This is a genomic window from Streptomyces sp. CNS606, from assembly GCF_000426325.1.
Window position 1 is genome coordinate 154,788 of sequence record NZ_AUFD01000011.1, and the last position, 24,777, is coordinate 179,564.

The following is a 24,777-nucleotide window of genomic DNA, read 5'->3' on the forward strand; positions in this document are numbered from 1 at the left end:
GCCCCGGCCCGGGCGCCGCTCTCAGACCGTGGCGCGCTTGAGGTGCTCCCAGCGCTCGCGCTGCTCGGGGGACAGGCGTCCCCGCAGCTCGGCGAGCTTGAGCAGCGCGGCCTCCGCACCGGAGGCCAGCGCCTGCGCCTCGGCCGCGTAGTGGTCGTCGAGCAGCCGTTCCAGCTCCTCGTCGTTCATCACCCCGGCGAGCCGTCCCGCGAGTCGGTTGGTGTCCCGGTAGGACCCCTGGAGAAGGAACGGGGGTTCGGTCCGGGCCGTCTCCGCCTGGCCGGCGGACGCGATGTAGGCGGCGTTGACGCGCAGCACCGTGTCCCGGACCGTGAGCAGGTTGCGCAGTACGGCGACGATCCGCTCCCGCTCGTCCGCCGGATACGGGTGGACCAGCAGGTCCGGCCGCACGGCGGGGTCGCCCTCCGCCATCCGCAGCAGCAGGTCGAGGTCGGAGCGTTCCCGCGCGGCGAGCGGCGCGAGCTCCGGGTGCGAGGTCAGGGCGTTCTCGACGTGACTGAGCGCGAACAGGTCCGCCCGGCCGTCGACCACGTCGCCCAGATTCCACACGTCCGCGCGGTTGGCCAGCATGTCGGGCACCCGGAACCGGGTGCCCGACTCGGTGAACGGGTTGCCCGCCATGCACACCGCGAAGCGCTTGCCGCGCAGGTCGTGACGCCGGTCGGCGCCGTCGATCCGGCGCTGCGCATCGCACAGCGGGATGAACTTCTGCAGCAGCTCGGGCGAGGTGTGCTGGATGTCGTCGAGGTGCAGCAGCACGTTGTCACCGAGCCGCAGCGCCAGATCGATCTTCTCCAGTTCGCGCCGGGCGGCACCGTCCGGCGCGGCCGCCGGATCCAGAGACGTGGTGTGCCGCCCCAGCGCCGGCCCGTCCACCGCCACGAACAGCATGCCGAGCCGGGAGGCCACGTACTCCATCAGCGTGGTCTTGCCGTAGCCCGGCGGGGACAGCAGCAGCAACAGCCCCTGTCCGGCCGGGCTCTCCACACCGGCGGACCCGATCTGCCGGGCGAGCGCCTCCCCGACCAGCGGCAGGTAGACCTCGTCGATGAGCCGGTTGCGCACGAAACCGGACTGCACCCGGGGCTGGAACCGCTCCAGCGCCAGCCGCTCCCGCGCCTGGGCCAGCAGGCCGTCCCGCCGCCTGCGGTAGGCGCGGTGGGCGGGCACCCGGACGGTGCGGAACTTCTCGGCGCGGGCGAGGAACTCGTCGATACGGACCGGCAGCAGGCCCTGCCGCACCCGCGGGTGGACGCCGAGCAGGCCCGTCGCCGGGTCCTCCTGCGGCGAGGCGGCGTCCCGGCGGGGCAGCGCGGTGCCGCACACCTCCAGCGCGACGGCCTCGGCCAGCGCGGACCGTTCGGCCCCGTGCGCCGACGCGTAGGCGTGCAGCCAGCTGCCGGCCAGCTGGTAGCCGGCCCGCAGGTCGTCCCCCACGGCGCGCAGTTCCTCCGTGTACTCCTTGACCGCCGGGGAGTCCTCCCCGCCGAGGGCGTCACGGAACCCGGCCGCGAGATCCCGTGCGGCACCGCCCGTGACGAACCGGGGGCCGGGGACGTCGCCGCCGGAGGCGGCGAGCTCCTCGAACAGGTAGACGCCCGCGCCGAGGCGTGCACCCCCGGCGGCCTCCCAGCGCGCTGCTCCCGGACCGGTGGAGGGCAGCCGGTCGGTGAGGAAGCCGGTCACGGCGGCGGTCAGCTCCCCGGACAGTTCGGCCCCGGCCGAAGGGTCGCCGAACCGGGCGCGCGCACGTCCCAGCGACCGGGCACGGACCGTCCACGCCTCGCGTGCCTCCTGCTCCGCCCCGCGGGCCCAGAACAGCTGCGCCGCGGCCCGGACCTCGGGGGAGAAGCGGAGCAGTCCGGCCGAGCGGCGCTGCTCGAGGAGCACGGCCAGGATGCGGGCCGCGTCGTGGTCGTGGACGCCCCGGTCGTAGCCCTCGTCGTGCGCGGCGACGGCGGTCTCCCGCACGGCGGCGAGCAGCCTGTCGTGGCCCTCGTCGCCGTCGGTCGCCGCCTCCAGGGCGGCCGACGTCTCCGGGTCGCCGCCGAGACGCTCCAGGACCGTCGCCGCCAGGTACTCGGCGCGGTAGACGTCGGGGGACTCGGAGACGAGCGGCTGGTCCCAGAACTCCTCCGTCCCGGCGAGCGCCTCCGCCGGAAGGTCCTCCCGGTAGCCGGTGCCGGTGACCGCCAGGCACATCGCCCCGTCGCGCGGCGACAGGGTGAGCGCGACCGGCGCCTCGTTCACCGCGAACCGGTGACGGCCCAGCCGCACCGTACCGGCGCCGTCCCGCAGTTCGGCCCGGTCGCGCTGCCCCCGCAGCGCCTCCTGCCGGGCCGCCTTGAGCCGTCCGTCGAACCCGGCGGCGCGCAGCGCGTCACCCGCCGCGCGCAGTTCCTCCACGGTGGCACGGACCCGGGACACCATCGGGTCGGCGGCGAAGTAGGCGCGGACGTCCTCGGCGTCTTCCAGGGCCGCCGCGCGGCGGACCACGGTCTCCAGGCCGCGTTCGACGGAGGCGGCGAGCCGTTCGACCCTCCGGGCCCGCTCGTCGAGCAGCGTCTGCCGTCGTGCGGCGAAGGCGTCCTCGATCTCCGTCCGGCGGTCGTCGAGCAGCGACGCCCGCTCCTCCAGCCCGCCGAAGCGACCGGACAGGCCCTCCACCCGCACGAGCAGTGCGCCGAGCTGCTCGTCGCACGCCTCGGGCGTCGCGGCGCCGGTCAGAGCGCCGCTCAACGCCTGTCCGAGCAGGGCGAGTTCGGCCTCGAACTCCTCCCGGTCCTCCTGCTCCACGAGGTCCCGGCGCCGCCCGTCGGCCACCGCCCGCGCCCGGTTGAGAGCGGCGTTGACCTCGGAGAAGCGGCCGAGCAGCGCCGTCCGCACGGTGGCGTCGCCCACCTCGAGCGCCTCGAACACGTCGGTCAGCGTGCGCAGCCGCTCGACGTGGGCGGCGAGCGCGTCGGCCGGCGCCGCGACCGCGGCGGCCGTGGCCGCCTCGGCGGCCTCCGCCTCGAGCCCGGCGACCTCCGCCAGCGTGTCGGCGAACGCCTCCGGCCGCGCCAGACGGCTCACGGCCCGTCGGCCGGCCTCGTGCAGCGCCTCGTCGAGGCTCTCCTCCAGAGCCGCCACGCGGGCGGGGTCGGTGTGGCGGAGTTCGCGCAGCGCCTCGGCCTCACCGCGGGCGCGGCGCAGCCCGGTCAGCAGCGCCACCCACTGCCCGGAGTTCGCGGGCGTCTCTCCGCGGGCACGCCGCGTCAGGCCCAGGGCGTCCTCCTCGGCGGAGTCGAGGGCCGCCTCGGCGCGCGCCCGCGCCTCCTCCTCCCGTGCCTGCTCGGACACGATCAGGTCCGCCGCCTCGCGCAGTTCGGCGAGCGGCTCGTGCAGACCGCCGAGGCCCTCGTCCGGGAGCCACGGAAAGCGGTCCGCGGCCTGTCGGCAGGCGGCGGCGACGTCGGTGAACACGTCGGTGCCCGGGGGCAGATGCGCGGCCGTCCGCGCGACGTCGAGGCATTCGGCCACGCAGCGGACCAGCTCGGCGTTGCCGACCCGGGCCAGCGGCCCCGTCACGGGACGCGCGCCGTCGTCGTGTCCCTCCGCGGCGAACGGCGTACGCCAGACCTGCGCCGGGTGCTGCCGCACGCCTTCGGCCGCCGCGTCCGCGTCGGCCCTGAGCACGGCCAGGCCGCCGTCGTCGAAGAGCGTCCAGGCGCGTACGGCCAGCGGCGGACCGGCCTCCTGCCGCACCCGGTTGTACGGCACCAGCAGGGCGCCGCCGGCGTCCGGACCGCCGTCGGCGTCGCTCCCGGCGTCGCGGAACACGTACAGCGTGTCCTCGCCGTTCGGCGCGGCGACGCTGCGCTCGACCTGCCAGTCGCCGTCCGGCACCGGGAACTCGCGCACCGCCTCGCCCGCGGGGGCCGAGGCCAGGTAGCACCCGCCGGGGAACAGCACGCCCTGGTCGTCGGGCAGCCGCAGCGCCGTCCGCGCGGTCCCGTCGAGACGGACGACCTCGCCGTTCCGCCGGTTCACGACCAGATGCCGGTACGCGGACTCGTTGTAGGGGCGGACCCGCAGCAGCACGAGCGGACCGACCCGGGCCCACCGCACGTCGGCGTCGGCCAGCGACTGCAGCGGCTCCTCGACCGGCTCCGACCAGACGCCGGCGGCGGTCTCGGTGTCGTTCTCCGTCTTCAGGGTCAGCCGCCCGCCCTCGGTGCTGACGAAGACCACCCCGTCCACCGAGACGTGCGGGTGCCGTCCGGGCACGTGCGCGTCGCGCCCGGCGACCGTCCAGGCCAGGCCGGACGGGACGGCGGCCGGAGCGACGTCCGCCCGGTCGCCGCGTGCGTCCACGTACCGCGGAGCGCCGCCGTCCGCGGGGAGCCGCCAGTGCAGAACGCGCACGTCCCCGGCGCCCTCGCCCGTCCGGAAGACCGCCAGCAGCCGGGAGCCGGTGCGGCGCAGCCGCAGCAGGCGCGCGCCCCGGAAGAAGCGCTGGAGCTCGGCGAAGTCCTGCCGGAAGGCGGGGTCGTCCAGCAGACCGGGCAGGGCCGACGCGGGCAGCGCCTCGAACCCGTCGGCGGTGCGGCGGTGGAGGGCGAGGACGTCCTCCACGCCCGCCTCGCCGCCGCCTGCCGCGGGGTCCCCGCCCGTCAGCAGCAGTCCGCCGACCTGCGCCACGTCGCGCAGGACGCAGGGCACCGCGGTCCCGATCCGGTGGGTCGCCCCGAGCACGATCCGGCCCGCGCCGAAGCTCTCGGTACGGCGGTCGTTGAGCGCCGTCGTACGCCGGGACAACTCCGCGGCGGCCACGGCGATGCGGCGCCGCAGCACCTCGTACGTCGTGTCGTCGCGGTCCGTCTCCGGCCCGGTTCCGGCGGTGCCGGAGCCCTGCCCGGCCTGCAGCCGACCGTCCATCCGTCTGCTTCCCTTCCCGTTCCGCCCCGTCGTTCCGCCCGGCACCGCGGCGCCGGGCGGTCTCCGCCGCTGTGTCTCTGCCGGCGCGGCGTCAGGCGGCGAGTGCCGAGACCGGCACCTCGCCCGCGTCCGTGCCCCGCACCGCTTCCAGCAGCGCGGTCAGCTGCGCCGTGTGCGGCCCCTCCGCCGAGACGAGCTTGCTGAGCAGGCCCGCCATGGTCAGGTCGCGCATGCCCCCGGCACCCAGGCCGGCGACCATGCGGGTCACGTCCCGGGTGAAGGTCGAGCCGTCTCCGTCCGCGTCCAGCCACGGACCGGCCATGGCCTGCACCGACGTGCTGCCGTCGACGAAGGCGTCGACGCTGCGGCCCGCGGAGATGGCGCCGACCAGCTTGTCGAAGAAGACCGAGTCGCCCCCGACGATGTCGATCTTCGCCTTCTCCAGGCCCGCGCCGACCAGCGTGGCCTGCGCCTCGGCGATCTGCCGGTGCACGTCGATGCCGGCGATGCGGATCTCCTTCTCCGCGTCGAGACGCAGCCGGTACTCCTCGTGCTCCCGGCTCGCCTCGTCGAGCGCCGCCATGGCCGCCGCCTTCTCGTTGATGCCCTCGGCCTCGGCCTTGAGCAGCTCGCGCCTGGCCTCCGCCTCCGCGAGCCCCATGTCCTTCGCGGCCTGCGCCTCCACCTGTCGGCTGCGGGCGAGCGCGTCGGCCATCCGCTCCTGGACCTCGGCCTCGGCCAGCCCCGACGCAGCGGCCTCCGCACGCCGGCCCTCGGCGAGCCGCACGGCCGACTGCGCGTCCAGGTCGGCCGCCTTGCGCCGGGCCTCCGCCATGGTCAGCTCCTCCGCCGCGCGGTGCCCGGCCGCCTGCTCGGCGGCCTCCGCGGCCTTGATGTCCTTCACCAGGCGCTCCTGCGCCTGCGCCTCCGCGGCGATGATCAGGGCCTGCCGCTCGCGCTCGGCCTCCTCGACCGTGCGCAGCTTCTTGATCTCCTCCTCCTGCTGGGCGACGGTCTTCTCCACCGCGATGCGCTCCCGGACCACGTCGGCGATGTCGCGCTTCTCCGCCTCGACCTCCTTGTCGGCGGCGATGCGGCGCAGCTCGGTCTCCCGGTCCCGGGCGATGACCTCCAGCAGGCGGTCCTTCTCGATCCGCTCGTTCTCGATCGCGACGACCCGGTCGCGGTTGAGCTTCGCGACGGCGATCTCCCGCTCGCGGTTCTCGTTCTGGATGCCGAGGGCCTCCTCGGTCTTGAGGTGCGCGGTGTGCGAGCGGAGCCGCTCCTCGGCCTGCACCCGGGCGGTCTCGGCCTCCTCCCGCGCCCGTACCGTCTCGACCTCGCGCTGCTGGCGGATCTCCGCGTCGGCCTGCCGGCGTTCCAGCTCCAGCACGGCCTCGCGGGCGTCGACGTTCTGGCGGGTGATCTCCTTCTCCTCGTTCCGCTGCCACTCGTTGGTGCGGATGTGCTCGGCCGCGGTGAGTTCGGTGATCTTGCGGATGCCCTGGGCGTCCAGAATGTTGTTCCCGTCGAGCTGCGCCAGCGGGGTCTGCTCCAGGTAGTCGATGGCGGCGTCCTCGAGGCTGTAGCCGTTGAGGTCGGTGCCGATGACCGCGACGATGCGGTCGCGGAACTCGTCGCGCTTGGTGTAGAGGTCGGCGAAGTCCAGCTGTTTGCCGACGGTCTTGAGCGCCTCGGAGAACTTGGCGTTGAACAGGTCCTGCAGCGTCGCCCGGTCGCTCGCGCGCTCGGTGCCGATGGCCTGGGCGACCTTCACCACGTCCTCGACGGTCTTGTTGACGCGCACGAAGAACGAGATGCGGATGTCGGCGCGGATGTTGTCCCGGCAGATCAGGCCCTCGCGCCCGGTGCGGCCGATCTCGATGGTCTTCACGGAGATGTCCATGACCTCCGCCCGGTGCAGCACGGGCAGCACGACCGCGCCGGTGAAGGTGACGTCCACCTTGCGCATCCGGGAGACGATCAGCGCCTTGCCTTGCGGCACCTTGCGGAACAAGCGGCCCAGCACGAAGAGCAGGGCGACCGTGACGAGCAGGGCGGCGGCGATCAGCACGCCGAGTCCGGTGGAGATGACGTCCATTGGGGATGTCCTTCGTTGAGAAAGCTTCAGGAAGCGTCGTAGGGCGCGACGTGGAAGTGACCGCCTTCCGCGTCGTACGCGTAGATCAGGGCCGTGTCGCCGGCGGTGAGTTCCGGGGCGAGGGCGTCGTCCGTGCGCACCTGGACGAGGGCCGTCGCCCCGTCCGGCGCGGCGACCTCGGCCTGGCCGAAGAGTGCGTTCACCCGTCCCGTACGGATCACGCACACCCGGCCGACGAACTCCGCGTGCGAGATGCCCTCTTCGGGCCGCGCGAAGCGGCGCAGCGGCCGCAGCGTCAGCCCGGTGAGGGCCCATGCGGCCCAGAGCACCGCGGGCAGCGCGGCGAGCCGGAGCGGTGTGCCGGGAACGAGCACGGTGACGGCCAGCGACAAGAACCAGGCAATCGCGGCGAGCAGCGAGACCACCACGGCCGGCGGCGCCCCGTGGAACGCCGGCCGGGCCGAACGACCGGCAGCGGCCGCTGCCGTGGGGCTCTCCCGGCCGCCTCCGCCCTCCGCGAAGGTGCCCAGCGGCACGCCTCCGAACAGCACGAAGAGCCAGTAGCCGAGCACCGCCGGCAGCGCGGAAGTGAAGAGAACGGCCGGGAATTCCAGCGTCGCCCGCAGGAAATCCCCCATCGCCGCACCCCCGTGCCCGTTGTCGTGTGGCCTCACCGTGCCACAGGGCGCACACACGCGGCATTGCCGGAACCCGGCAGTCTTCACGCCTCGTTCACGGCCGAGTCCGCGTCGTGCCGCGCCTCAACCGCAGCGAAGTCCGGCGCGGACTCCGGGAGTTCAGAGGAGCCGGCCGAGGAGGTGGAAGAACCGGTGCGCGGCCAGGAAGAAGAGCACGATCACGCCGGTCATCACCGCGGCGCCCCACGACCGGCGGCCCCCGGACCAGTGGCTCCGGTCCCGCTCGCCCGTGTCCCCGTCGAACCAGTCCGTGCGGCCCCCTCGTTCACGCCGACGGCCCGGGAGCCCCGGCCGCCGGCGTGAACGCTTCGGTCTCCCGGCCGGTTCCCACCGGTCGGGAGCCTCGCCGGGGTGCGGGCGGTACAGCGGTCGGCGGCGGGTGCCGACGGTGTGCGCGACGGCGACGAATGCGGTCGTGCGCCTCTCGGACGCGGTCGCCGGGCGGGTGGCGGTGTGGCGGTGCGGTGTGGCGGGAGAGCGCCCGACGCGGCCACGGCGGGCCGGGTGGCCTCGGTCGCCGGCGGGAGCGATTCCGCGCGGGGCGACCCGGAGGGGCGTCGTCGGAAAACGATCAAGGGCTGACCCGATTCCGCAGGTCAGCCCTTGATCATCTGGGGTGAACGACGGGACTTGAACCCGCGACTTCCTGGACCACAACCAGGTGCTCTACCAACTGAGCTACGCCCACCATGACCGGCTGTGTTCCGCACCGGCCGAGAAAGAGTGTACAGGGTCCGCAGGGGTGCTCGCGCGCGGCTTTCCCGCCGCCCCTCCCCGGGCTCCCCGGCTGCTCGGGCTACTCCGGCCCGGACAGCACGTGGCGGGAGGCGATCTCCTTCGCCGTGTCGGAGTCCGGGCCGGGCTGCGGCACGAAGACCGCCTCGCGGTAGTAGCGCAGCTCCGCGATCGACTCCCGGATGTCGGCCAGCGCCCGGTGGTTGCCGTTCTTCTCCGGGCTGTTGAAGTACGCCCGGGGATACCAGCGGCGGGCCAGCTCCTTCACCGAGGACACGTCCACGATCCGGTAGTGCAGGTGGGACTCCAGCTTCGGCATGTCCCGGGCGAGGAACCCCCGGTCGGTGCCGACGGAATTCCCGCACAGCGGCGCCCGCCCCGCCTCCGGCACGTGCTCCCGGATGTAGGCGAGGACGCGCTCCTCGGCGTCCGCGAGCGTGGTGCCGCCGTCCAGCTCGTCGAGCAGACCGGAGGACGTGTGCATGCTCCGCACGATCTCGGGCATCTGCGCCAGCGCCTCGGCCGGCGGACGGATCACCACGTCCACGCCCTCGCCGAGGACGTTCAGCTCCGAGTCGGTGACCAGCGCCGCCACCTCGACCAGCGCGTCGCCGGTCAGCGAGAGGCCGGTCATCTCGCAGTCGATCCACACCATGCGATCATTCATGCGCTTTACCCTACGTCGCCCGCCCGTGGCCGCGTCCCCGCTGCCGGGGCAGCCGGTGCGACCAGGCGTCCGACTGCGGCTTTCCCGGCTCGGCTGCGCCGTCGGCGCGGGCCTCGACGCGGCCCTCCGCGCCGCCCGGGGCGGTCGCGTGGCTCCGGGAGCCGTCGGGGTCGCGGCCGCCCTCGTGCGGCGCCGGGACCTTGCGGGCGTGCGGCACCCGCGGGTCGTCCGCGCCGCCGCCGTCCGGGCGGCGCGCCCGGTAGGCCGCGCGGTACGAGGCCGGCGAGGCGCCGAGCTGGCGCCGGAAGTGGCCGCGCAGCGCCACCGGCGAGCGGAAGCCGCAGCGGGCCGCGACCTCGTCCACCGAGTAGTCGGAGGTCTCCAGGAGCCGCTGCGCCTGGAGCACCCGCTGGGTGATCAGCCACTGGAGCGGGGCGCTGCCGGTCAGCGTGCGGAACCGCCGGTCGAAGGTGCGGCGGCTCATGTACGCGCGCGCGGCGAGGGCCTCCACGTCGAACTGCTCGTGGAGGTGCTCCAGCGCCCAGGCGACGACCTCGGCCAGCGGGTCGGCGCCGATCTCCTCCGGTAAAGACCTGTCCAGGTGGCGCGGGTGCGCGCCTTCCGCCCCGGCGGCCCGGCGCGGCGGCACGACCAGGCGGCGGGCGAGCGCGCCGGCGGCCTCGGCGCCGTGGTCGGTGCGGACCACGTGCAGGCACAGGTCGATTCCGGCCGCGGTGCCGGCGGAGGTGAGGATGTCGCCGTCGTCGACGAACAGCTCCCGCGGGTCGACGTGGACCGCCGGGTAGCGTTTGGCCAATGTAGGCGCATACATCCAGTGCGTGGTCGCGGGGCGCCCGTCCAGCAGGCCCGCGGCCGCGAGGACGAACGCGCCGGTGCACAGGCCCAGCACCCGGGCGCCCTCGTCGTGCGCCTGACGGAGGGCCTCCAGCGCGGGGGCGGGTGGCGGCTGGCTTATCGAACGCCAGGCGGGGACGACGACGGTGCCGGCCCGGGACAGTGCCTCCAGGCCGTGCGGGGCGGTCAGCTGGAGCCCGCCGGTGGTGCGCAGCGGGCCGTCCTCACCGGCGCAGGCCAGCAGCCGGTAGCGGGGGACACCGGCGTCCTGACGGTCGATGCCGAACACCGACAGCGGGATGGAACTCTCGAATATCGGTCCGCCGCTGAACAGCAGCACGGCGACGACTTCTCGCCGCCGGCGCGCGGCCAGCTTGCGTGCGGTGGCCGACGCCGGACCTTCCCTGGAGTCCTCCTGGCTCGTGGGAACGCTCATCGGACTGTAAGCCCCCCTCATCGTCGCGTCCTCAAGATCCTGCACTTCTCTCCCCCGCGGCGATAGCCAAGATCGAATCTACTGTGTCGCGTGACCTCGGCGAACCAACTTCAGCACGCGGTGCTATGTCGACATGGCCACGTGGCGTGAAGCATTCGATCACGAAGCGTTGCACTGACCGGGCTCGTTGGGTAGTACGCATAACCTCACTGCCCTTCAGGGGGGCCGTCCACACACCCGGAGTACCCGTTTCTGCCCTGGTGGGAGCCGTATTGACGGGTGGGGGCGGCGGCCGGTGAGGCCGGCGGAGAAGTTGGCTGAAAAGCGCGGGGGTGACGACGGGCCCTCCGGCCGGCTCACGGGCAGGTGCCGGGGGGTGTAAGGGGCGCGGAGGCACGTTGCGCAAAGCGGCGGTGCTGGTGCATGCTCCGGGGTCAGCGCGCGCCCCCGCACCGCTTCCTCCCGTTGCGGACACGGGGGAGTGCCGCCGTATCCTCGGGGTAAAGGAAGGGGAAAGAGGGTTCCCGCGCGTGACGGCCGCCTTCGCCCCTTCCGGGCTCCGGCTCCTTCCACAACCGCTCCCCGCAGAGGACTCACAGCTCCGAGACATCCATGGCTGGACACGAGATCCCCGAACCCGCGGACCGCAGACAGGTCGCCGACCCCCGGGCGGCACCGGATGCGGTGCCCGCGGTGCCCGAGGCGGAGGAGCACGCGCGCCACTCCTGCGACCCGGCCTTCCGGCACGGCGTGGTCGTCGGCTTCGACGGTTCCACCTCCAGTGAGCGCGCCCTCGCGTACGCGATCGGCATGGCCCGGCGGTCGGGCTCGGGCCTGATCATCGTGCACGTCGCCAACCGCTTGCCCACCACCGTGTGGGCGGGCTGCGAGCCCCCCGTCTTCGTGGACGTCCCCGACCACCGCACCGAAGTCCTCGGCCTCGAACTGGCCTGCGCCGACCATCTCGCCGAGGTCCCCTGGGTCCTGGTCGAGCGCGGCGGCGACATCTGCCACGAGCTGGAGGAGGTCGGGCAGGAGTACGAGGCGGACGCGATCGTGGTCGGCTCCACGCACGGACTGGTCGGCCGCCTCTTCGGCTCCGTCGCCGGGCGCCTCGCCCGCCGCGCCCGACGCCCCGTCGTCACCATCCCCTGACGGGGCCTCAGCCCTGCCCTCGGGTCCGCCCGCGTGCTGAGCCGACGTCACCCCTCCGCCCCGGCCGTCCCGGTCTCCTCCGCGCCGCTCGTCCCGGTCCCCGGAAATCCGTCGGGACCGGGAGGTGCATCGTGCGCTTGTGAGGGGCATACAGAGAACAACGACATGCTGCCCGCCGGGAGGTGACGGTCCCGGGAGCGGCAGCACCAGCCGGCGTAATGGGCGACGCCGGCTACCTCGGGAGCGGACTCCCGCGCGGTGGTGGCCCGCGCGGAAGTCCGCCCCCGTCTGTCCGGCCCCTTTTCGGCTCCGCCGCCCTGCTCCCGCCGCGAGGGCCGGCGACGGCTACTCGACGGTGACCGACTTGGCCAGGTTCCGCGGCTTGTCGATGTCCCGGTCCAGGCACAGTGCCGTGTGGTAGGCGAGGAGTTGGAGCGGCAGGCCCATCAGGATCGGGTCGAGCTCGACCTCGTTGCGCGGCACGACGATGGTGTGGTCGGCCTTCTCCTGCTCGGCGTGGGCGACCGCCAGAATCCGGCCGTGTCGCGCCTTGATCTCCTCCAGCGTCGCCCGGTTCTTCTCCAGCAGCTCGTCGTCCGGCAGGATCGCCACCGTCGGCACGGCGGGCTCGATCAGCGCGAGCGGGCCGTGCTTGAGCTCGGACGCCGGGTACGCCTCGGCGTGGATGTAGGAGACCTCCTTCAGCTTCAACGACGCCTCACGCGCGACCGGGTAGCCGCGCACCCGGCCCACGAACATCATGCTGCGCGCCTGGGCGTACTCCGCGGCCAGCCGTCGGATCGCCTCTTCGCCGTCCAGGATCTCGGCGATCTGCTCCGGGAGCCTCCGCAGTCCCGCGATGAGTCGCCTGCCGTCCGCGACGGACAGGTCGCGGATGCGGCCGAGGTGGAGGGCCAGCAGCGCGAACGCCACCGCGGTGTTGGTGAAGCACTTGGTGGAGACGACGCACACCTCGGGCCCGGCGTGCACGTACACGCCGCCGTCCGTCTCGCGGGCGATCGCCGAGCCCACGACGTTCACCACGCCCAGCACCCGGGCGCCCTTGCGCTTCAGCTCCTGCACGGCCGCGAGGGTGTCGTAGGTCTCGCCGGACTGGCTGACGGCGATGTAGAGGCAGTCCGGGTCCACCACCGCGTTCCGGTAGCGGAACTCGCTGGCGGGCTCCGCGTCGGCGGGGATGCGGGCCACCTCCTCGATGAGCTGCGCGCCGATCATGCCGGCGTGGTAAGCGGACCCGCAGCCGAGGATCTTCACCCGCCGCACCCCGCGCGCCTCGCGGGCGTCCATGTTGAGGCCGCCCAGGTGGACGGTGGCGAACCGGTCGTCGATGCGGCCGCGCAGCACCCGGTCCACGGAGTCCGCCTGCTCGGAGATCTCCTTGTGCATGTAGGTGTCGTGGCCGCCCATGTCGTAGGACTCGGCGGCCCATTCCACGGTCTCCGGGGAGGTGGAGGTGCGGGAGCCCTCGGTGGTGTAGGTGCGGTAGTCGTCGGCCTTGATGGTGGCCATCTCGCCGTCGTTCAGGGTCACGACCTGGCGGGTGTGCGAGACGAGCGCGGCGACGTCGGACGCGACCAGCATCTCGTGTTCGCCGATGCCCAGGACGACCGGCGAGCCGTTGCGGGCGACGACGATGCGGTCGGGGAAGTCGGCGTGCAGCACCGCGATGCCGTACGTGCCGTCGATGTGCCGCAGCGCCTCCTGCACGCGCCCCTCGAGGGTGTCGGCCTGGGCGCGGGCGACCAGGTGGGCGAGGACCTCGGTGTCGGTGTCGGAGACCAGCTCCACGCCGTCGGCGGCGAGCTTGGCCCGCAGGTCGGAGGCGTTGTCGATGATGCCGTTGTGCACGACGGCGACCTTGCCCTCGGGGTCGAGGTGCGGGTGCGCGTTCACGTCGTTGGGGGCGCCGTGGGTGGCCCAGCGGGTGTGCGCGATGCCGGTGGTGCCGGCGAAGCGCTTCGGGAGCTTCGCCTCCAGGTCGCGCACCCGGCCCTTGGCCTTGACGGACTTCAGGCCGGAGCCGCGGGTCTGGACGGCGATGCCCGCGGAGTCGTAGCCCCGGTACTCCAGGCGCTGAAGCCCTTCCAGCAGCAGCGGCGCGACGTCGCGCTTCCCGATGTATCCCACGATCCCGCACATGGCGCTTCTCCTTCGAACGGTCGGTCGGTGTGCCGGCGCGCCGAGGCGGGTGCGCCGCGGGGCGGCGCGTCGCGTCAGCCGTAGACGATGCGCCGGATCTGCCGCAGCGACAGTTCCGGCGGCGCCACCGCGCGGTGCGGCAGTTCGGCGGCGATCCGCTCGAAGATGTCGGCGTTCACCAGCCCGCCGGACTTCAGCTCGCGGTGGCGGCGGCGTACGTAGTCCTCGGTCGTCTCGTCGAAGTACGCCAGCACGTCGAGGACCACCCGGACCGCCTCGTTGCGGGGCAGCGCGGTGGTGCGGGTCAGGTGGTCGATCAGGTCCTCGTGGACCGGTGTCCGGCGCTCCAGCACCCGTCGATAGTGCGCGTCCGGGGCGGCCTTCGCAACATTTCTGCCCGATACCGGGCAGGATCGCGAGAAAAGGCGGCTCCGGTGTCCGGTCCCGGGAATTGGTCTACACCTTGACCCCGGGGTCCTGAGCACGGTACGAACGTCAGCGTGCGTCACTTCATGCACATGCCATCGCTCGGAACGTGCTCCCGGCCGCGAGAGGCCCGGAGGACGGACCGCCGCCGAAGGGATCGCTCGTGAGACGTCTCAGGCCCCTCCTGCTCAGCGCCGCGCTGCTGCTCGGCGCGGTGCCGGCGACCGGCGCCGCGGCGAACGCCGCCCCCGCCCCGGCCGGAGCCGGGGGAGACCCCCGGCCACTGGACCAGATCATCCCCGCACCGGCGTCCGTGCGCGCGCACGGCGACCCGTTCACCCTCACCGACGACACCCGCATCCAGGTGGGCGGACACGCCGCGGCCGCGCGGGGAGCGCGGGACGCGGCGCAGGAACTCGCGGAGATCCTGCGGCCCTCCACCGGCTACGACCTGCCGGTCACCACCCGCGGCGACGCACACCGCGGTTCCGGGGCGATCGTGCTGGCCCACGGCGGGCCGCGCAGCCTGGGGGAGGAGGGCTACCGGCTGCGGGTGGGCGAACACCGCATCGTGCTCCAGGCGCGGGCGTCCGCCGGCTTCTTCCACGGCGTGCAGACGCTGCGGCAACTGCTCCCCGCGCAGGTGGAGTCGGACGCCGCGCGGACCGGGACGCGGACCTGGCGGATCGCCGGCGGCACCCTCACCGACACCCCGCGCTTCGAGCACCGCGGTGCGATGCTCGACGTCTCCCGGCACTTCTTCACGGTCGAGGAGGTCAAGCGCTACATCGACCAGCTCGCCCTCTACAAGTTCAACCGCCTGCACCTGCACCTGAGCGACGATCAGGGCTGGCGCATCGCCATCGACTCCTGGCCGCGGCTCGCGACCCACGGCGGCAGCACCGAGGTCGGCGGCGGCCCCGGCGGCTACTACACCAAGGCCGAGTACCGGGAGATCCTGCGCTACGCGGACGCCCACCAGCTGATGGTCGTCCCGGAGATCGACATGCCCGGCCACACCAACGCGGCCCTCGCCTCGTACGCCGAACTCAACTGCGACGGCGTCGCGCCGCCGCTCTACACCGGCATCGAGGTCGGCTTCAGCTCGCTGTGCGTGCCGCTGGAGCGCACGTACGACTTCGTGGACGACGTGGTGCGCGAGATCGCGGCCATGACACCGGGGCCCTACCTGCACATCGGCGGCGACGAGGCGCACTCCACCAGCCACGAGGACTACGTCGCCTTCATGGACCGCGCACAGGCCGCCGTCGGGAAGTACGGCAAGACCGTCGTGGGCTGGCACCAGCTCACCGGCGCCGAGCCCGCCGAGGACGCCGTCGTGCAGTACTGGGGCGTCACGGGAGAGGAGGAGGACGTCGCGGAGGCCGCCCGCAACGGCAACCGGCTGGTGCTCTCGCCCGCCGACCGGGTCTACCTCGACATGAAGTACAACGAGGACACGCCGCTGGGGCTGAGCTGGGCCGGATACGTCGAGGTGCGGCAGTCCTACGACTGGGACCCGGGCCGCTACTTCCAGGGCGTGCCGGAGAACGCCGTCCTCGGCGTCGAGGCGCCGCTGTGGTCGGAGACCCTGGAGAACAGCGACCACATCGAGTACATGGCGTTCCCGCGGCTGCCGGGCGTCGCGGAACTCGGCTGGTCGCCGGCGGCCACCCACGACTGGGAGGACTACCGCGTCCGCCTCGCGGCGCAGGCGCCGCGCTGGGAGGCCCTGGGCATCGACTACTACCGCTCCCCGCAGGTCCCCTGGGACTCCGGGACGCGCTGACGCGCGCCGGCCCGGCCGTGCGGCGGACGCCGGCCGGGCGGCGGAGTCAGAAGCGGTTCAGCACCGCACGCTTGGCCGCCGCGAACTCCTCGTCCGTCAGGACGCCTTCGCGGTGAAGTTCGCCCAGCTCCCGCAGCCTGCGCAGCAGTGCGTCGTGGTCCGCGTCGCCGGGAGCGGACTTCACCAGGGACGGCGGCGCGGAGGCCGTCGCCCCCGCCGCCGCGGGGGCACTCTCCGCGAGTGCGGGAGGCGGCCCGGCTCCGGGGTGCGGAAGCCGGGCCGCGACGGCGGCGGCCAGCAGCACGGCGCCACCCGTCTCCCGCGCCTGCCGCACCCCCCACAGCAGCACGCAGTTGGGGTCGTGCTCCGGCTTCGGCGCCGTGTGGCCGCCGCGCGGCCGGAACCGCAGGCTGCCGTTCTGCCAGCCCACCGCCGGAGTCCACTCCACCGCGGTCAGCTCGTCGAGCGGCAACGTCCTCGGGCCACCGGAGGACTTGCTCTCCTCGGCCATCCAGTTCCACTCCAACTGCACCCGCTCGCCGTCGAAGACGGCCGTGCCGTCCGTACCGGCCGCCGTGCGCGGCACGGACGGGCCGGGCAGCAGGTACCGGTCGCACGGACCGTCCGGCACCTGTTCCAGCAGCCGCGCGTTCCGCACCTCGTCCACGACGTACTCGGCGACGCCCGCCCGGTCGCCGTCGACCGCCAGCTGGTACGGGTCGGCGGTGTCCGGGAGCCGGCCGCCCGCGACATGGGCCAGCGGATCCGCACCGGTGCGCAGCCGCACCCGCAGGCGTCCCGCCTTCCGGCCGTGCCCCGCCTCGTACGCGATCCCCGCCACCGCCTGCAACGGCACGGCGACCTCGCCCAGCTCCCTGCGCAGCGTGTGGGTGGACCTGCCGTTCCCCGGCACGATCCGCAGCGTGTCGCCGTCGAACGTCCAGGTGCCCGCGCGCTGGATGATTTCCGCCATGCCGACGATTCTCGCGCACGGGCACCGTGCTCAGGCCACCCGTTCGGACAGGAAGTCCTCCCAGGTGCGCGCGCCCAGGGTGGCGCCCTCCAGCGTCAGGTTGGCGCCCGCCCGGTAGGCGCGGCCGGCCTTGCCCGGGATGCGGACCGGCATCAGGGGGCGCCGCTTGCCGCGCGCCCGCAGGTAGCCGCGGCTCAGCTCGGCGAGCTCGTACACCCTCGGTCCCGCCAGGTCCGGCACCAGCCCCGCCGGCGTGCCCAGCGTCAGCTCCACCAGCCGTTCCGCCACCTCGCGCGCGTCCACGGGCTGGAGGCGGAGCCCGCCGGGGGAGGGGACCACCGGCAGCTTCGCCATCTTCTCCACCATGGCCAGCGTCAGGTCGTGGAACTGGGCGGCCCTCAGGGTCGTCCAGGGCACGCCGGAGCCCGCGACGGCGCGTTCGGCGGCGAGCTTGGACCGGAGCCAGGCCAGCGGCACCCGGTCCGCGCCGATGACGGAGATGTACACCAGGTGCTTCACCTGCGCCTGCGCGGCGGCGCGGGCCAGGTGCGCGGTCGCCTCGTCGTCCCCCTTGGGGCCACCGGCGAGGTGCAGTACGGTCTCGCAGCCCGCCACGGCGGCGGCCACGCCCCTGTTCTCCCGCAGGTCCCCCGTGACGTACACGACGCCGTCCTCGTCCGGCCGCTCCCGGCGGCTCAGGACGCGCACGGAGCAGCCCGCGCCGCGCAGCAGCGGCACCACGTGCCGTCCGAGGGTGCCGGTACCGCCGGTGACCAGAATCGTCGAAGCCATCGTCTCTCCTCATCGCGTCGGCCCGAAGGTGGCGCTTCCCGGCTCCGTCGTGCCGGGTTTCGGGTTCTACTGCTGTGACACGTGGCGAGGAAGGAATGTGACAGGTGGGCGAGGGCGAGCTGCTGGCGGAGCGATTCGAGGGTGAGCGCGGCCGGCTGCGGGCGGTGGCGTACCGCATGCTCGGCTCGGTGAGCGAGGCGGAGGACGCCGTGCAGGAGGCGTGGCTGCGCCTCAGCCGCGCCGACACCGCCGAGGTGCGCAACTTCGGCGGCTGGACCACCACGGTGGTGGCCCGGGTGTGTCTGAACCTGCTGCGTTCCCGGGAAGCGCGGCGCGAGGAAGGACTCGAGGCCGTCGAGGCGCTGGAGAACGGGCTTGCCAAGGGTGTCCGGAGCGGGACGGAAGCCCCCGCGCCGGAGGACGAAGCGGTGCTGGCGGAGTCGGTGGGGCTGGCGATGCTGGTGGTGCTCGACACGCTCTCCCCGGCCGAACGCGTCGCGTTCGTGCTGCACGACATGTTCGCCGTGCCCTTCGACGAGATCGGGCAGCTGCTGGAGAAGTCCCCGGCAACGGCCCGGCAGCTCGCGAGTCGCGCACGCCGCCGGGTGCGCGGCGGCTCGGCCGTGCCCTCGGCGGACCTGGCGCGGCGGCGCGGGGTCGTGGAGGCGTTCCTCGCCGCGGCCCGTGGAGGCGACTTCGACGCGCTGCTCGCGGTCCTCGATCCCGAGGTGGTGCTGCGGGCGGACGCGGCGGTCGGCCCGACACGGCACCCGCTGGTGGTGGCCGGTGCCCGCAACGTGGCCAAGGGCGCGTCGGCTGCCACGGCCCGGGCGCGGGGCACTCAGCCGGCGCTGGTGGACGGGGCGCCGGCGCTCCTGATGGCCGACGGCGGACGGCTGGCGCTGGTGATGGCCTTCACGATCACCGAGGGACTGATCACCGGCATCGACCTGATCGCCGAGCCCGAGCGGCTGAGCGCGCTGCGGGTCGACGTCCTGGACGCGGCCGCACGCAGGGCAGCGGCCGAGGACCTGAACGGGACCGAGGGCCCGGAGGGGCCGGACGGCGTCGACGACCCGGACGCCTGACCCGCCGCGGGCCGGGTTCGGTCCCCGTGTTCCCCGCCCGCCCGCCCGCCCGCGTGCGGCGCGGGCAGGGCAGGCGGGCGGGCGCTGCGAGAGCGGTCAGAAACCCAGCTCGCGGGCGATCAGCATGCGCTGCACCTCGCTCGTCCCCTCACCGATCTCCAGGATCTTGGAGTCCCGCCACATGCGGGCCACCGGGTACTCGTTCATGAAGCCGTACCCGCCGTGGATCTGAGTGGCCTCCCGGGCGTTGCTCACGGCGATCTCGGAGGAGTAGAGCTTCGCCAGCGCCGCCTCCTTCTTGAACCGCTCGCCCGCCACCAGCCGGGACGCGGCGTCCCGCCAGGCCAGGCGCGCGGTGTGGGCGCGCATCTCCATGTCGGCCAGCTTGAACTGGATGGCCTGGTTCTCGCCGATGGCCTTGCCGAACGCCCTGCGGGTCTTCGCGTACGCCACGGACTCGTCCACGCAGCCCTGCGCCAGCCCTGTGGCCAGCGCCGCGATGGCGATGCGGCCCTCGTCCAGGATGCGCAGGAACTGCGCGTAGCCGCGGCCCTCCTCGCCCAGCAGGTTCTCGCCGGGCACGCGGACGTCGGAGAACGACAGCTCGCGGGTGTCCGACGCGTTCCACCCGACCTTGGAGTAGGGGGCGGCGACGGTGAAGCCCGGCGTGCCGGACGGCACGATGATGCTGGAGATCAGCGGCGCCCCGTCGGGCTTGCGCCCGGTGACGGCCGTGACCGTGACCAGGCCGGTGATGTCGGTGCCGGAGTTGGTGATGAAGCACTTCGAGCCGTTGATCACCCACTCGCCGGTCTTCTCGTCCCGGGTGGCGGTGGTCCGGGTGCCGCCGGCGTCCGAGCCGCACTCGGGCTCGGTGAGGCCGAACGCGCCGAGCATCTCGCCGGAGCAGAGCTTCGGCAGCCAGGTGCGCTTCTGCTCCTCGGTGCCGAAGCTGTAGACCGGCATGGCGCCCAGCGAGACACCGGCCTCCAGGGTGATGGCGACCGAGGAGTCGACCCGGGCCAGCTCCTCCAGGGCCAGGCCCAGGGTGAGGTAGTCGCCGCCCATGCCGCCGTACTCCTCGGGGAACGGCAGCCCGAACAGGCCCATCTCGCCCATCTGCCGGACGATGTCGTAGGGGAACTCGTGGTTCTCGTAGAACTCGCCGATCTTCGGAGCCACGACGTCGTGCGCGAACTCCTCGACGGTGCGGCGCAGTTCCTCGTGCTCGGGGGCGAGACGGTGGTCGAGAGACATGACTACTGCTCCTTGTGGGAGAGCGCTCGGACGGTACGGGAGGGGCTGGGGCGTCCCAGCCGTTCGGCCATCCACACGCTGGTGGCGGTGAGCCGGCCGAGGTCGACCCCGGTCTCGATGCCGAGGCCGTGCAACATCCACACGAGGTCTTCGGTGGCGAGGTTGCCGGTGGCGCTCTTCGCGTACGGGCAGCCGCCGAGGCCGCCCGCGGAGGCGTCCACCGTCTGCACGCCGTGCTGGAGCGCGGCGAGGGTGTTGGCCAGTGCCTGGCCGTAGGTGTCGTGGAAGTGGACCGCGATCCGGTCGGCGCCGATGCCCTCGGAGTCCAGCGCGGTGAGCAGCGCGCCGACGTGTCCGGGCGTGGCGACACCGATGGTGTCCCCGAGGCTCAGCTCGTCGCAGCCCATGTCCACCAGGCTGCGGCACACCCGCACCACCTGCTCGACGGGCACCGGGCCCTCCCAGGGGTCGCCGAAGCACATCGAGAGGTAGCCGCGGACGCTCGCTCCGGCCTCCCGGGCCCCGCGCACCACGGGCTCGAACATCGCCAGCGCCTCGTCGACCGTGCGGTTGAGGTTGGCCTTGGCGAAAGACTCGGTGGCGCTGGCGAACACCGCGATCTCGCGGGCGCCCAGCGCGAGCGCGCGCTCGAGACCGCGGGTGTTGGGCACCAGCACCGGGAGCCGCACGCCGTCGCCCAGGTCGGAGAGCTTCGGGTACAGCTCTTCCGCGTCGGCGAGCTGCGGCACCCACTTGGGGTGGACGAAGCTGGTCGCCTCGACGGTCCGCAGGCCGGCGTCGGCGAGCCGGTGGACGAACTCCGCCTTCACCTCGACCGGGACGATCGCCTGTTCGTTCTGCAGGCCGTCTCGCGGGCCGACCTCGTGGATGCGGATGCGGGGCGGCAGCCCGGGGGCGGGCACCGCCATGGGCAGGCCCTCGACGCCCGGGGTGCGCGGTGCGGCGGTCATGCCGGACCGCCCCCCTTCGGCTGCTGCGCCTCCTCGGAGTCCTGCGGCTCCTTCGGCTCCACGACGGCGAGCACCTGGTCCATCGCGACGGTGCTCCCCGCCGACACGTCCAGCTCGGTGACCACGCCGTCGTAGGGGGCGGCGATGACGTGTTCCATCTTCATCGCCTCGACCACCAGCAGGCTCTGGCCCGCGGTGACCTCCTCGCCGACCTGGGCCTTGACGACGGTGACCGTGCCCGGCATGGGAGCGGTGAGCGCGTCCGCGCCGTGCGCCCCGGCGCCGCCGCGCAACGCCGCCTCGACCGGGTCGTGGGCCTGCACGTGCCAGGCCTCGCCGTCGCGCCCGAGCCAGGCACCGCCGTCGTCGGCCACCCGGGCGAAGCGGTGCGTGACCCCGCCCCACTCAAGCCGGGTACCGGCGGGAGCGGTGTCGGCCAGCCGCGCGACGACCGGCTCGGCGTCCCCGACGCGGACCAGCGCGTCGTGCGCCAGGCCGCGGACCCGCACGGCCACCGGGTCGTGGCCGGGGACGCGCACGTGGTGCACCGTCCAGGCGGCCTCGCCGCCCATCCGGAAGCCGGACGGCACGGTGAACGGGTTCACCCAGTCGCCCGCGCCGCCGCGCGGTGCGGCGGGCTCCAGCGCCGCGTGACGCAGCAGCGCCGCCGTGGCGTACACCTCGTCCGGGACGCCGTCGGGGACCAGGCCGGCCGCGTCGCGGTCGACCAGGCCGGTGTCCAGGTCGCCGGTCACCACGTCCGGGTGGGCGAGCAGCGCCCGCAGGAACGCGACGTTGGTGTCCACGCCGAGCACGGTGGTGCCGCCCAGGGCGGAGCGGAGCCCGCGCAGCGCCGCGGCCCGGTCCGGGCCGTACGCGATGACCTTGGAGAGCATCGGGTCGTAGGAGGTGCCGACCTCGGTGCCCTCGGACAGTCCGGAGTCGGTGCGGACCCGCTCGCCCTGCGGTTCGCGGAGCAGCCGGACCGTCCCGGCGGAGGGCAGGAAGTCCACGCGATCGCCGGACACCCGGGCGGTCTCGGCGCAGACCCGGGCCTCCACCGCGTGTCCGGTGAGGGCGACGTCGTCCTGGCCGAACGCGAGCGGCTCGCCCGCGGCCACCCGGAGCTGCCACTCCACCAGGTCCAGCCCAGTGACCAGCTCGGTGACCGGGTGCTCGACCTGGAGGCGGGTGTTCATCTCCATGAAGAAGTAGTCGCGCCGCCCGTCGGCCGCCGGTGCGCCGCCGGGCACGATGAACTCCACCGTGCCCGCGCCCCGGTATCCGCAGGAGCGGGCGGCGTTCACCGCGGCCTCGCCCATCGCGGCGCGCGTGGCCTCGTCGAGCAGCGGACTGGGCGCCTCCTCGATGATCTTCTGGTGGCGGCGCTGGAGGGAGCACTCGCGCTCGCCGAGGTGCACGACGTTGCCGTGGGCGTCGGCCAGCACCTGGATCTCGATGTGCCGCGGCCGGTCGATCCAGCGCTCCACCAGGAGCGTGTCGTCGCCGAAGGAGCCGCGGGCCTCGCGGCGCGCGGCGGCGATCTCGTCGGCCAGCAGCGCCTCGTCGCGCACCAGGCGCATGCCCTTGCCGCCGCCTCCCGCGGAAGGCTTGAGCAGCACCGGCATGCCGATCTCCCGGGCTGCGGAGGCCAGTTCGGCGTCGGACAGGCCGGAGCCGGAGGAGCCGGGGACGACCGGAACACCGGCCGCCGCGACGGTCTCCTTGGCGCGGATCTTGTCGCCCATGAGGTCGATGGCCGCGGCGGGCGGCCCGATGAAGACCAGCCCGGCGTCGGCGCAGGCCGCGGCGAACGCGGCGTTCTCCGCGAGGAAGCCGTACCCCGGGTGCACGGCCTGGGCTCCGGTCCGGCGCGCGGCGTCCAGCAGGCGGTCCACCGACAGGTAGCTCTCGGCTGCGGCGGCCGGGCCGATGCGCACGGCGGTGTCGGCCTCGCGCACATGGCGGGCGTCGGCGTCGGCGTCGCTGTGGACGGCGACCGAACGGACGCCCTCGGCGCGCAGGGTGCGGATGACCCGCACGGCGATCTCGCCGCGGTTGGCCACCAGCACGGTGTCGAACATCGTCATCGTCGTCCCCCTCACATCCGGAACACGCCGAAGGCGGGCGCGTTCGGATCCTTCTCCGGCAGCGGAGCGTTGGCACAGGCGGTCAGCGCGAGGCCCAGCACCTGGCGCGTCTCCATCGGGTCGATCACGCCGTCGTCCCAGAGGCGCGCGGTGGCGTAGTACGCGTTGCCCTGCTCGTCGTACTGGGCGCGGACCGGAGCGCGGAAGGCCTCTTCCTCCTCCTCGCTCCACGCCTCGCCACGGCCCTCGATCTGGTCGCGCTTGACGGTGGCCAGCACGGAGGCGGCCTGCTCGCCGCCCATCACCGAGATCTTGGCGTTCGGCCACATCCACAGGAAGCGCGGGCTGTACGCCCGGCCGCACATCGAGTAGTTGCCCGCGCCGTACGAACCGCCTATCACCACGGTCAGCTTGGGCACCCGGGTGCAGGCCACGGCCGTCACCATCTTGGCGCCGTGCTTGGCGATGCCGCCCGCCTCGTAGTCCTTGCCGACCATGAAGCCGGAGATGTTCTGGAGGAAGAGCAGCGGGATGCCGCGCTGGTCGCACAGCTCGATGAAGTGGGCGCCCTTCTGGGCGGATTCGGAGAAGAGGATGCCGTTGTTCGCCACGATGCCGACCGGATGGCCGTGGATGTGGGCGAAGCCGGTCACCAGGGTGGTGCCGTACTCGGCCTTGAACTCCTGGAAGCGGGAGCCGTCCACCACGCGGGCGATGACCTCGCGCACGTCGTAGGGCGTGCGCGAGTCGACCGGGACGGCGGAGTAGAGGCCGGACGGGTCCGCCCGCGGCTCCTCCGGTGGGGTGACCGTCCAGGGCGGTGCCGGGCGGCCGGGCAGGGTGCCGACGATGTTCCGCACGATGCGCAGCGCGTGCGGGTCGTCCTCGGCGAGGTGGTCGGTGACGCCGGAGGTGCGCGAGTGGACCTCCCCGCCGCCGAGCTCCTCCGCGGTGACCACCGCGCCGGTCGCGGCCTTCACCAGCGGCGGGCCGCCGAGGAAGATCGTGCCCTGCTCGCGGACGATGACCGCCTCGTCGCTCATGGCGGGGACGTACGCGCCGCCCGCGGTGCAGGAGCCGAGGACGGCGGCGATCTGCGGGATGTCGGCGCCGGACATGCGCGCCTGGTTGTAGAAGATGCGGCCGAAGTGCTCGCGGTCCGGGAACACCTCGTCCTGCATGGGCAGGAAGGCGCCGCCGGAGTCCACGAGGTAGACGCACGGCAGGCGGTTCTCCAGAGCGATCTCCTGGGCCCGCAGGTGCTTCTTCACCGTCATCGGGTAGTACGTGCCGCCCTTGACCGTGGCGTCGTTGGCCACGATCACGACCTCGCGGCCGGACACCCGGCCGATGCCGGCGATCACGCCGGCCGCGGGAGCGGCGCCGCCGTACATCCCGTCGGCCGCCAGCGGTGCGATCTCCAGGAACGGGGAGCCCGGGTCGAGCAGCGCGTCCACCCGGTCGCGCGGCAGCAGCTTGCCGCGCGCGGTGTGCCGGGCGCGGGCCTTCTCGCCGCCGCCCAGCCGGGCCGTGGCGAGCTTCTCGCGCAGCCGCGCCGCCAGTTCGCGGTGCGCGGCCTCGTTCGCCCGGCAGTTGTCCGATGCCGGATCGACGCCGCTGACCAGCGCCGTTGCCTGCTCCAT

The 24,777-nt window shown here is 73.8% G+C and carries 16 protein-coding genes and 1 tRNA gene; 3 read left to right on the forward strand and 14 right to left on the reverse strand.

All coding sequences use genetic code 11. The features are described from left to right. Positions 1-21: 21 nt before the first annotated feature. The 6 genes from K304_RS0109475 to K304_RS0109500 form a co-directional block, all read right to left on the reverse strand. On the reverse strand, positions 22-4,941 hold the full coding sequence (locus tag K304_RS0109475) for a DNA repair ATPase (protein ID WP_051308175.1): 4,920 nt from the start codon (positions 4,939-4,941) through the stop codon (positions 22-24). A 91-nt stretch (positions 4,942-5,032) separates the two neighbouring features. Then, entirely contained in the window at positions 5,033-7,042 is a 2,010-nt protein-coding gene (locus K304_RS28160) for an SPFH domain-containing protein (protein WP_037789719.1), read from the reverse strand. Between the two features lie 26 nt (positions 7,043-7,068). Continuing rightward, positions 7,069-7,680 (reverse strand): hypothetical protein, encoded by a 612-nt coding sequence (locus tag K304_RS0109485; protein ID WP_027763552.1) that lies wholly within the window; start codon positions 7,678-7,680, stop codon positions 7,069-7,071. A 672-nt stretch (positions 7,681-8,352) separates the two neighbouring features. Continuing rightward, positions 8,353-8,428, reverse strand: a tRNA-His gene (locus K304_RS0109490). 108 nt (positions 8,429-8,536) lie between these two features. Next, the gene (gene orn / locus K304_RS0109495; RefSeq protein WP_027763553.1) at positions 8,537-9,142 is read right to left on the reverse strand and encodes an oligoribonuclease; all 606 of its coding nucleotides are present in this window, start codon (positions 9,140-9,142) and stop codon (positions 8,537-8,539) included. A gap of 10 nt (positions 9,143-9,152) precedes the next feature. Next, entirely contained in the window at positions 9,153-10,433 is a 1,281-nt protein-coding gene (locus tag K304_RS0109500) for a helix-turn-helix domain-containing protein (protein ID WP_027763554.1), read from the reverse strand. Positions 10,434-11,045: 612 nt separating this feature from the next. Here K304_RS0109500 and K304_RS0109505 point away from each other — a divergent pair. Beyond that, entirely contained in the window at positions 11,046-11,588 is a 543-nt protein-coding gene (locus K304_RS0109505) for a universal stress protein (protein ID WP_027763555.1), read from the forward strand. Between the two features lie 345 nt (positions 11,589-11,933). Here K304_RS0109505 and glmS read toward each other — a convergent pair whose 3' ends face one another. Both glmS and K304_RS0109515 read right to left on the reverse strand, forming a co-directional pair. Next, the gene (gene glmS, locus K304_RS0109510; RefSeq protein ID WP_027763556.1) at positions 11,934-13,748 is read right to left on the reverse strand and encodes a glutamine--fructose-6-phosphate transaminase (isomerizing); all 1,815 of its coding nucleotides are present in this window, start codon (positions 13,746-13,748) and stop codon (positions 11,934-11,936) included. Between the two features lie 74 nt (positions 13,749-13,822). Continuing rightward, positions 13,823-14,101, reverse strand: a complete 279-nt coding sequence (locus K304_RS0109515) for a hypothetical protein (RefSeq protein WP_027763557.1) — start codon at positions 14,099-14,101, stop codon at positions 13,823-13,825. 236 nt (positions 14,102-14,337) lie between these two features. Here K304_RS0109515 and K304_RS28165 point away from each other — a divergent pair, with 236 nt between their 5' ends. After that, positions 14,338-15,963: a beta-N-acetylhexosaminidase gene (locus tag K304_RS28165; RefSeq protein WP_037789723.1), complete on the forward strand. Its 1,626-nt coding sequence runs from the start codon at positions 14,338-14,340 to the stop codon at positions 15,961-15,963. A gap of 46 nt (positions 15,964-16,009) precedes the next feature. Here the strand turns inward: K304_RS28165 and K304_RS0109525 are convergent, their stop codons facing one another. Together K304_RS0109525 and K304_RS0109530 are read right to left on the reverse strand one after the other, a co-directional pair. Then, positions 16,010-16,936 carry a DUF4429 domain-containing protein gene (locus K304_RS0109525; RefSeq protein WP_027763558.1) on the reverse strand — a complete coding sequence of 309 codons (927 nt, stop codon included), beginning with the start codon at positions 16,934-16,936 and terminating at the stop codon, positions 16,010-16,012. A gap of 30 nt (positions 16,937-16,966) precedes the next feature. Next, entirely contained in the window at positions 16,967-17,728 is a 762-nt protein-coding gene (locus tag K304_RS0109530) for an SDR family oxidoreductase (protein WP_027763559.1), read from the reverse strand. 104 nt (positions 17,729-17,832) lie between these two features. On the opposite strand from K304_RS0109530, the gene K304_RS28170 reads away from it, so the two are divergent. Then, positions 17,833-18,816 (forward strand): sigma-70 family RNA polymerase sigma factor, encoded by a 984-nt coding sequence (locus tag K304_RS28170; RefSeq protein WP_078528833.1) that lies wholly within the window; start codon positions 17,833-17,835, stop codon positions 18,814-18,816. Positions 18,817-18,912: 96 nt separating this feature from the next. On the opposite strand, the gene K304_RS0109540 is transcribed toward K304_RS28170, so the two are convergent. The 4 genes from K304_RS0109540 to K304_RS0109555 are packed head-to-tail and all read right to left on the reverse strand — an operon-like array spanning position 18,913 to position 24,777. Next, positions 18,913-20,073 carry an acyl-CoA dehydrogenase family protein gene (locus tag K304_RS0109540; protein ID WP_027763560.1) on the reverse strand — a complete coding sequence of 387 codons (1,161 nt, stop codon included), beginning with the start codon at positions 20,071-20,073 and terminating at the stop codon, positions 18,913-18,915. A gap of 2 nt (positions 20,074-20,075) precedes the next feature. Next, a complete protein-coding gene (locus K304_RS0109545) occupies positions 20,076-21,044 on the reverse strand; it encodes a hydroxymethylglutaryl-CoA lyase (protein ID WP_027763561.1) in 969 nt (322 codons plus the stop codon). After that, positions 21,041-23,128, reverse strand: coding sequence for an ATP-binding protein (locus K304_RS0109550; protein WP_027763562.1), 2,088 nt, complete (start codon positions 23,126-23,128; stop codon positions 21,041-21,043). Before K304_RS0109550 ends, K304_RS0109545 begins: the two co-directional genes overlap by 4 nt. A gap of 17 nt (positions 23,129-23,145) precedes the next feature. Then, the gene (locus K304_RS0109555; RefSeq protein WP_027763563.1) at positions 23,146-24,777 is read right to left on the reverse strand and encodes a carboxyl transferase domain-containing protein; all 1,632 of its coding nucleotides are present in this window, start codon (positions 24,775-24,777) and stop codon (positions 23,146-23,148) included.

Excerpts from the sequence above, each read along its gene's own strand:
- K304_RS0109475 (WP_051308175.1), bottom strand. The coding sequence starts at position 4,941 with ATGGACGGTCGGCTGCAGGCCGGGCAGGGCTCCGGCACCGCCGGAACC.
- K304_RS28160 (WP_037789719.1), bottom strand. The coding sequence starts at position 7,042 with ATGGACGTCATCTCCACCGGACTCGGCGTGCTGATCGCCGCCGCCCTG.
- K304_RS0109485 (WP_027763552.1), bottom strand. The coding sequence starts at position 7,680 with ATGGGGGATTTCCTGCGGGCGACGCTGGAATTCCCGGCCGTTCTCTTC.
- orn (WP_027763553.1), bottom strand. The coding sequence starts at position 9,142 with ATGAATGATCGCATGGTGTGGATCGACTGCGAGATGACCGGCCTCTCG.
- K304_RS0109500 (WP_027763554.1), bottom strand. The coding sequence starts at position 10,433 with ATGAGCGTTCCCACGAGCCAGGAGGACTCCAGGGAAGGTCCGGCGTCG.
- K304_RS0109505 (WP_027763555.1), top strand. The coding sequence starts at position 11,046 with ATGGCTGGACACGAGATCCCCGAACCCGCGGACCGCAGACAGGTCGCC.
- glmS (WP_027763556.1), bottom strand. The coding sequence starts at position 13,748 with ATGTGCGGGATCGTGGGATACATCGGGAAGCGCGACGTCGCGCCGCTG.
- K304_RS0109525 (WP_027763558.1), bottom strand. The coding sequence starts at position 16,936 with ATGGCGGAAATCATCCAGCGCGCGGGCACCTGGACGTTCGACGGCGAC.
- K304_RS0109530 (WP_027763559.1), bottom strand. The coding sequence starts at position 17,728 with ATGGCTTCGACGATTCTGGTCACCGGCGGTACCGGCACCCTCGGACGG.
- K304_RS0109540 (WP_027763560.1), bottom strand. The coding sequence starts at position 20,073 with ATGTCTCTCGACCACCGTCTCGCCCCCGAGCACGAGGAACTGCGCCGC.
- K304_RS0109545 (WP_027763561.1), bottom strand. The coding sequence starts at position 21,044 with ATGACCGCCGCACCGCGCACCCCGGGCGTCGAGGGCCTGCCCATGGCG.
- K304_RS0109550 (WP_027763562.1), bottom strand. The coding sequence starts at position 23,128 with ATGTTCGACACCGTGCTGGTGGCCAACCGCGGCGAGATCGCCGTGCGG.
- K304_RS0109555 (WP_027763563.1), bottom strand. The coding sequence starts at position 24,777 with ATGGAGCAGGCAACGGCGCTGGTCAGCGGCGTCGATCCGGCATCGGAC.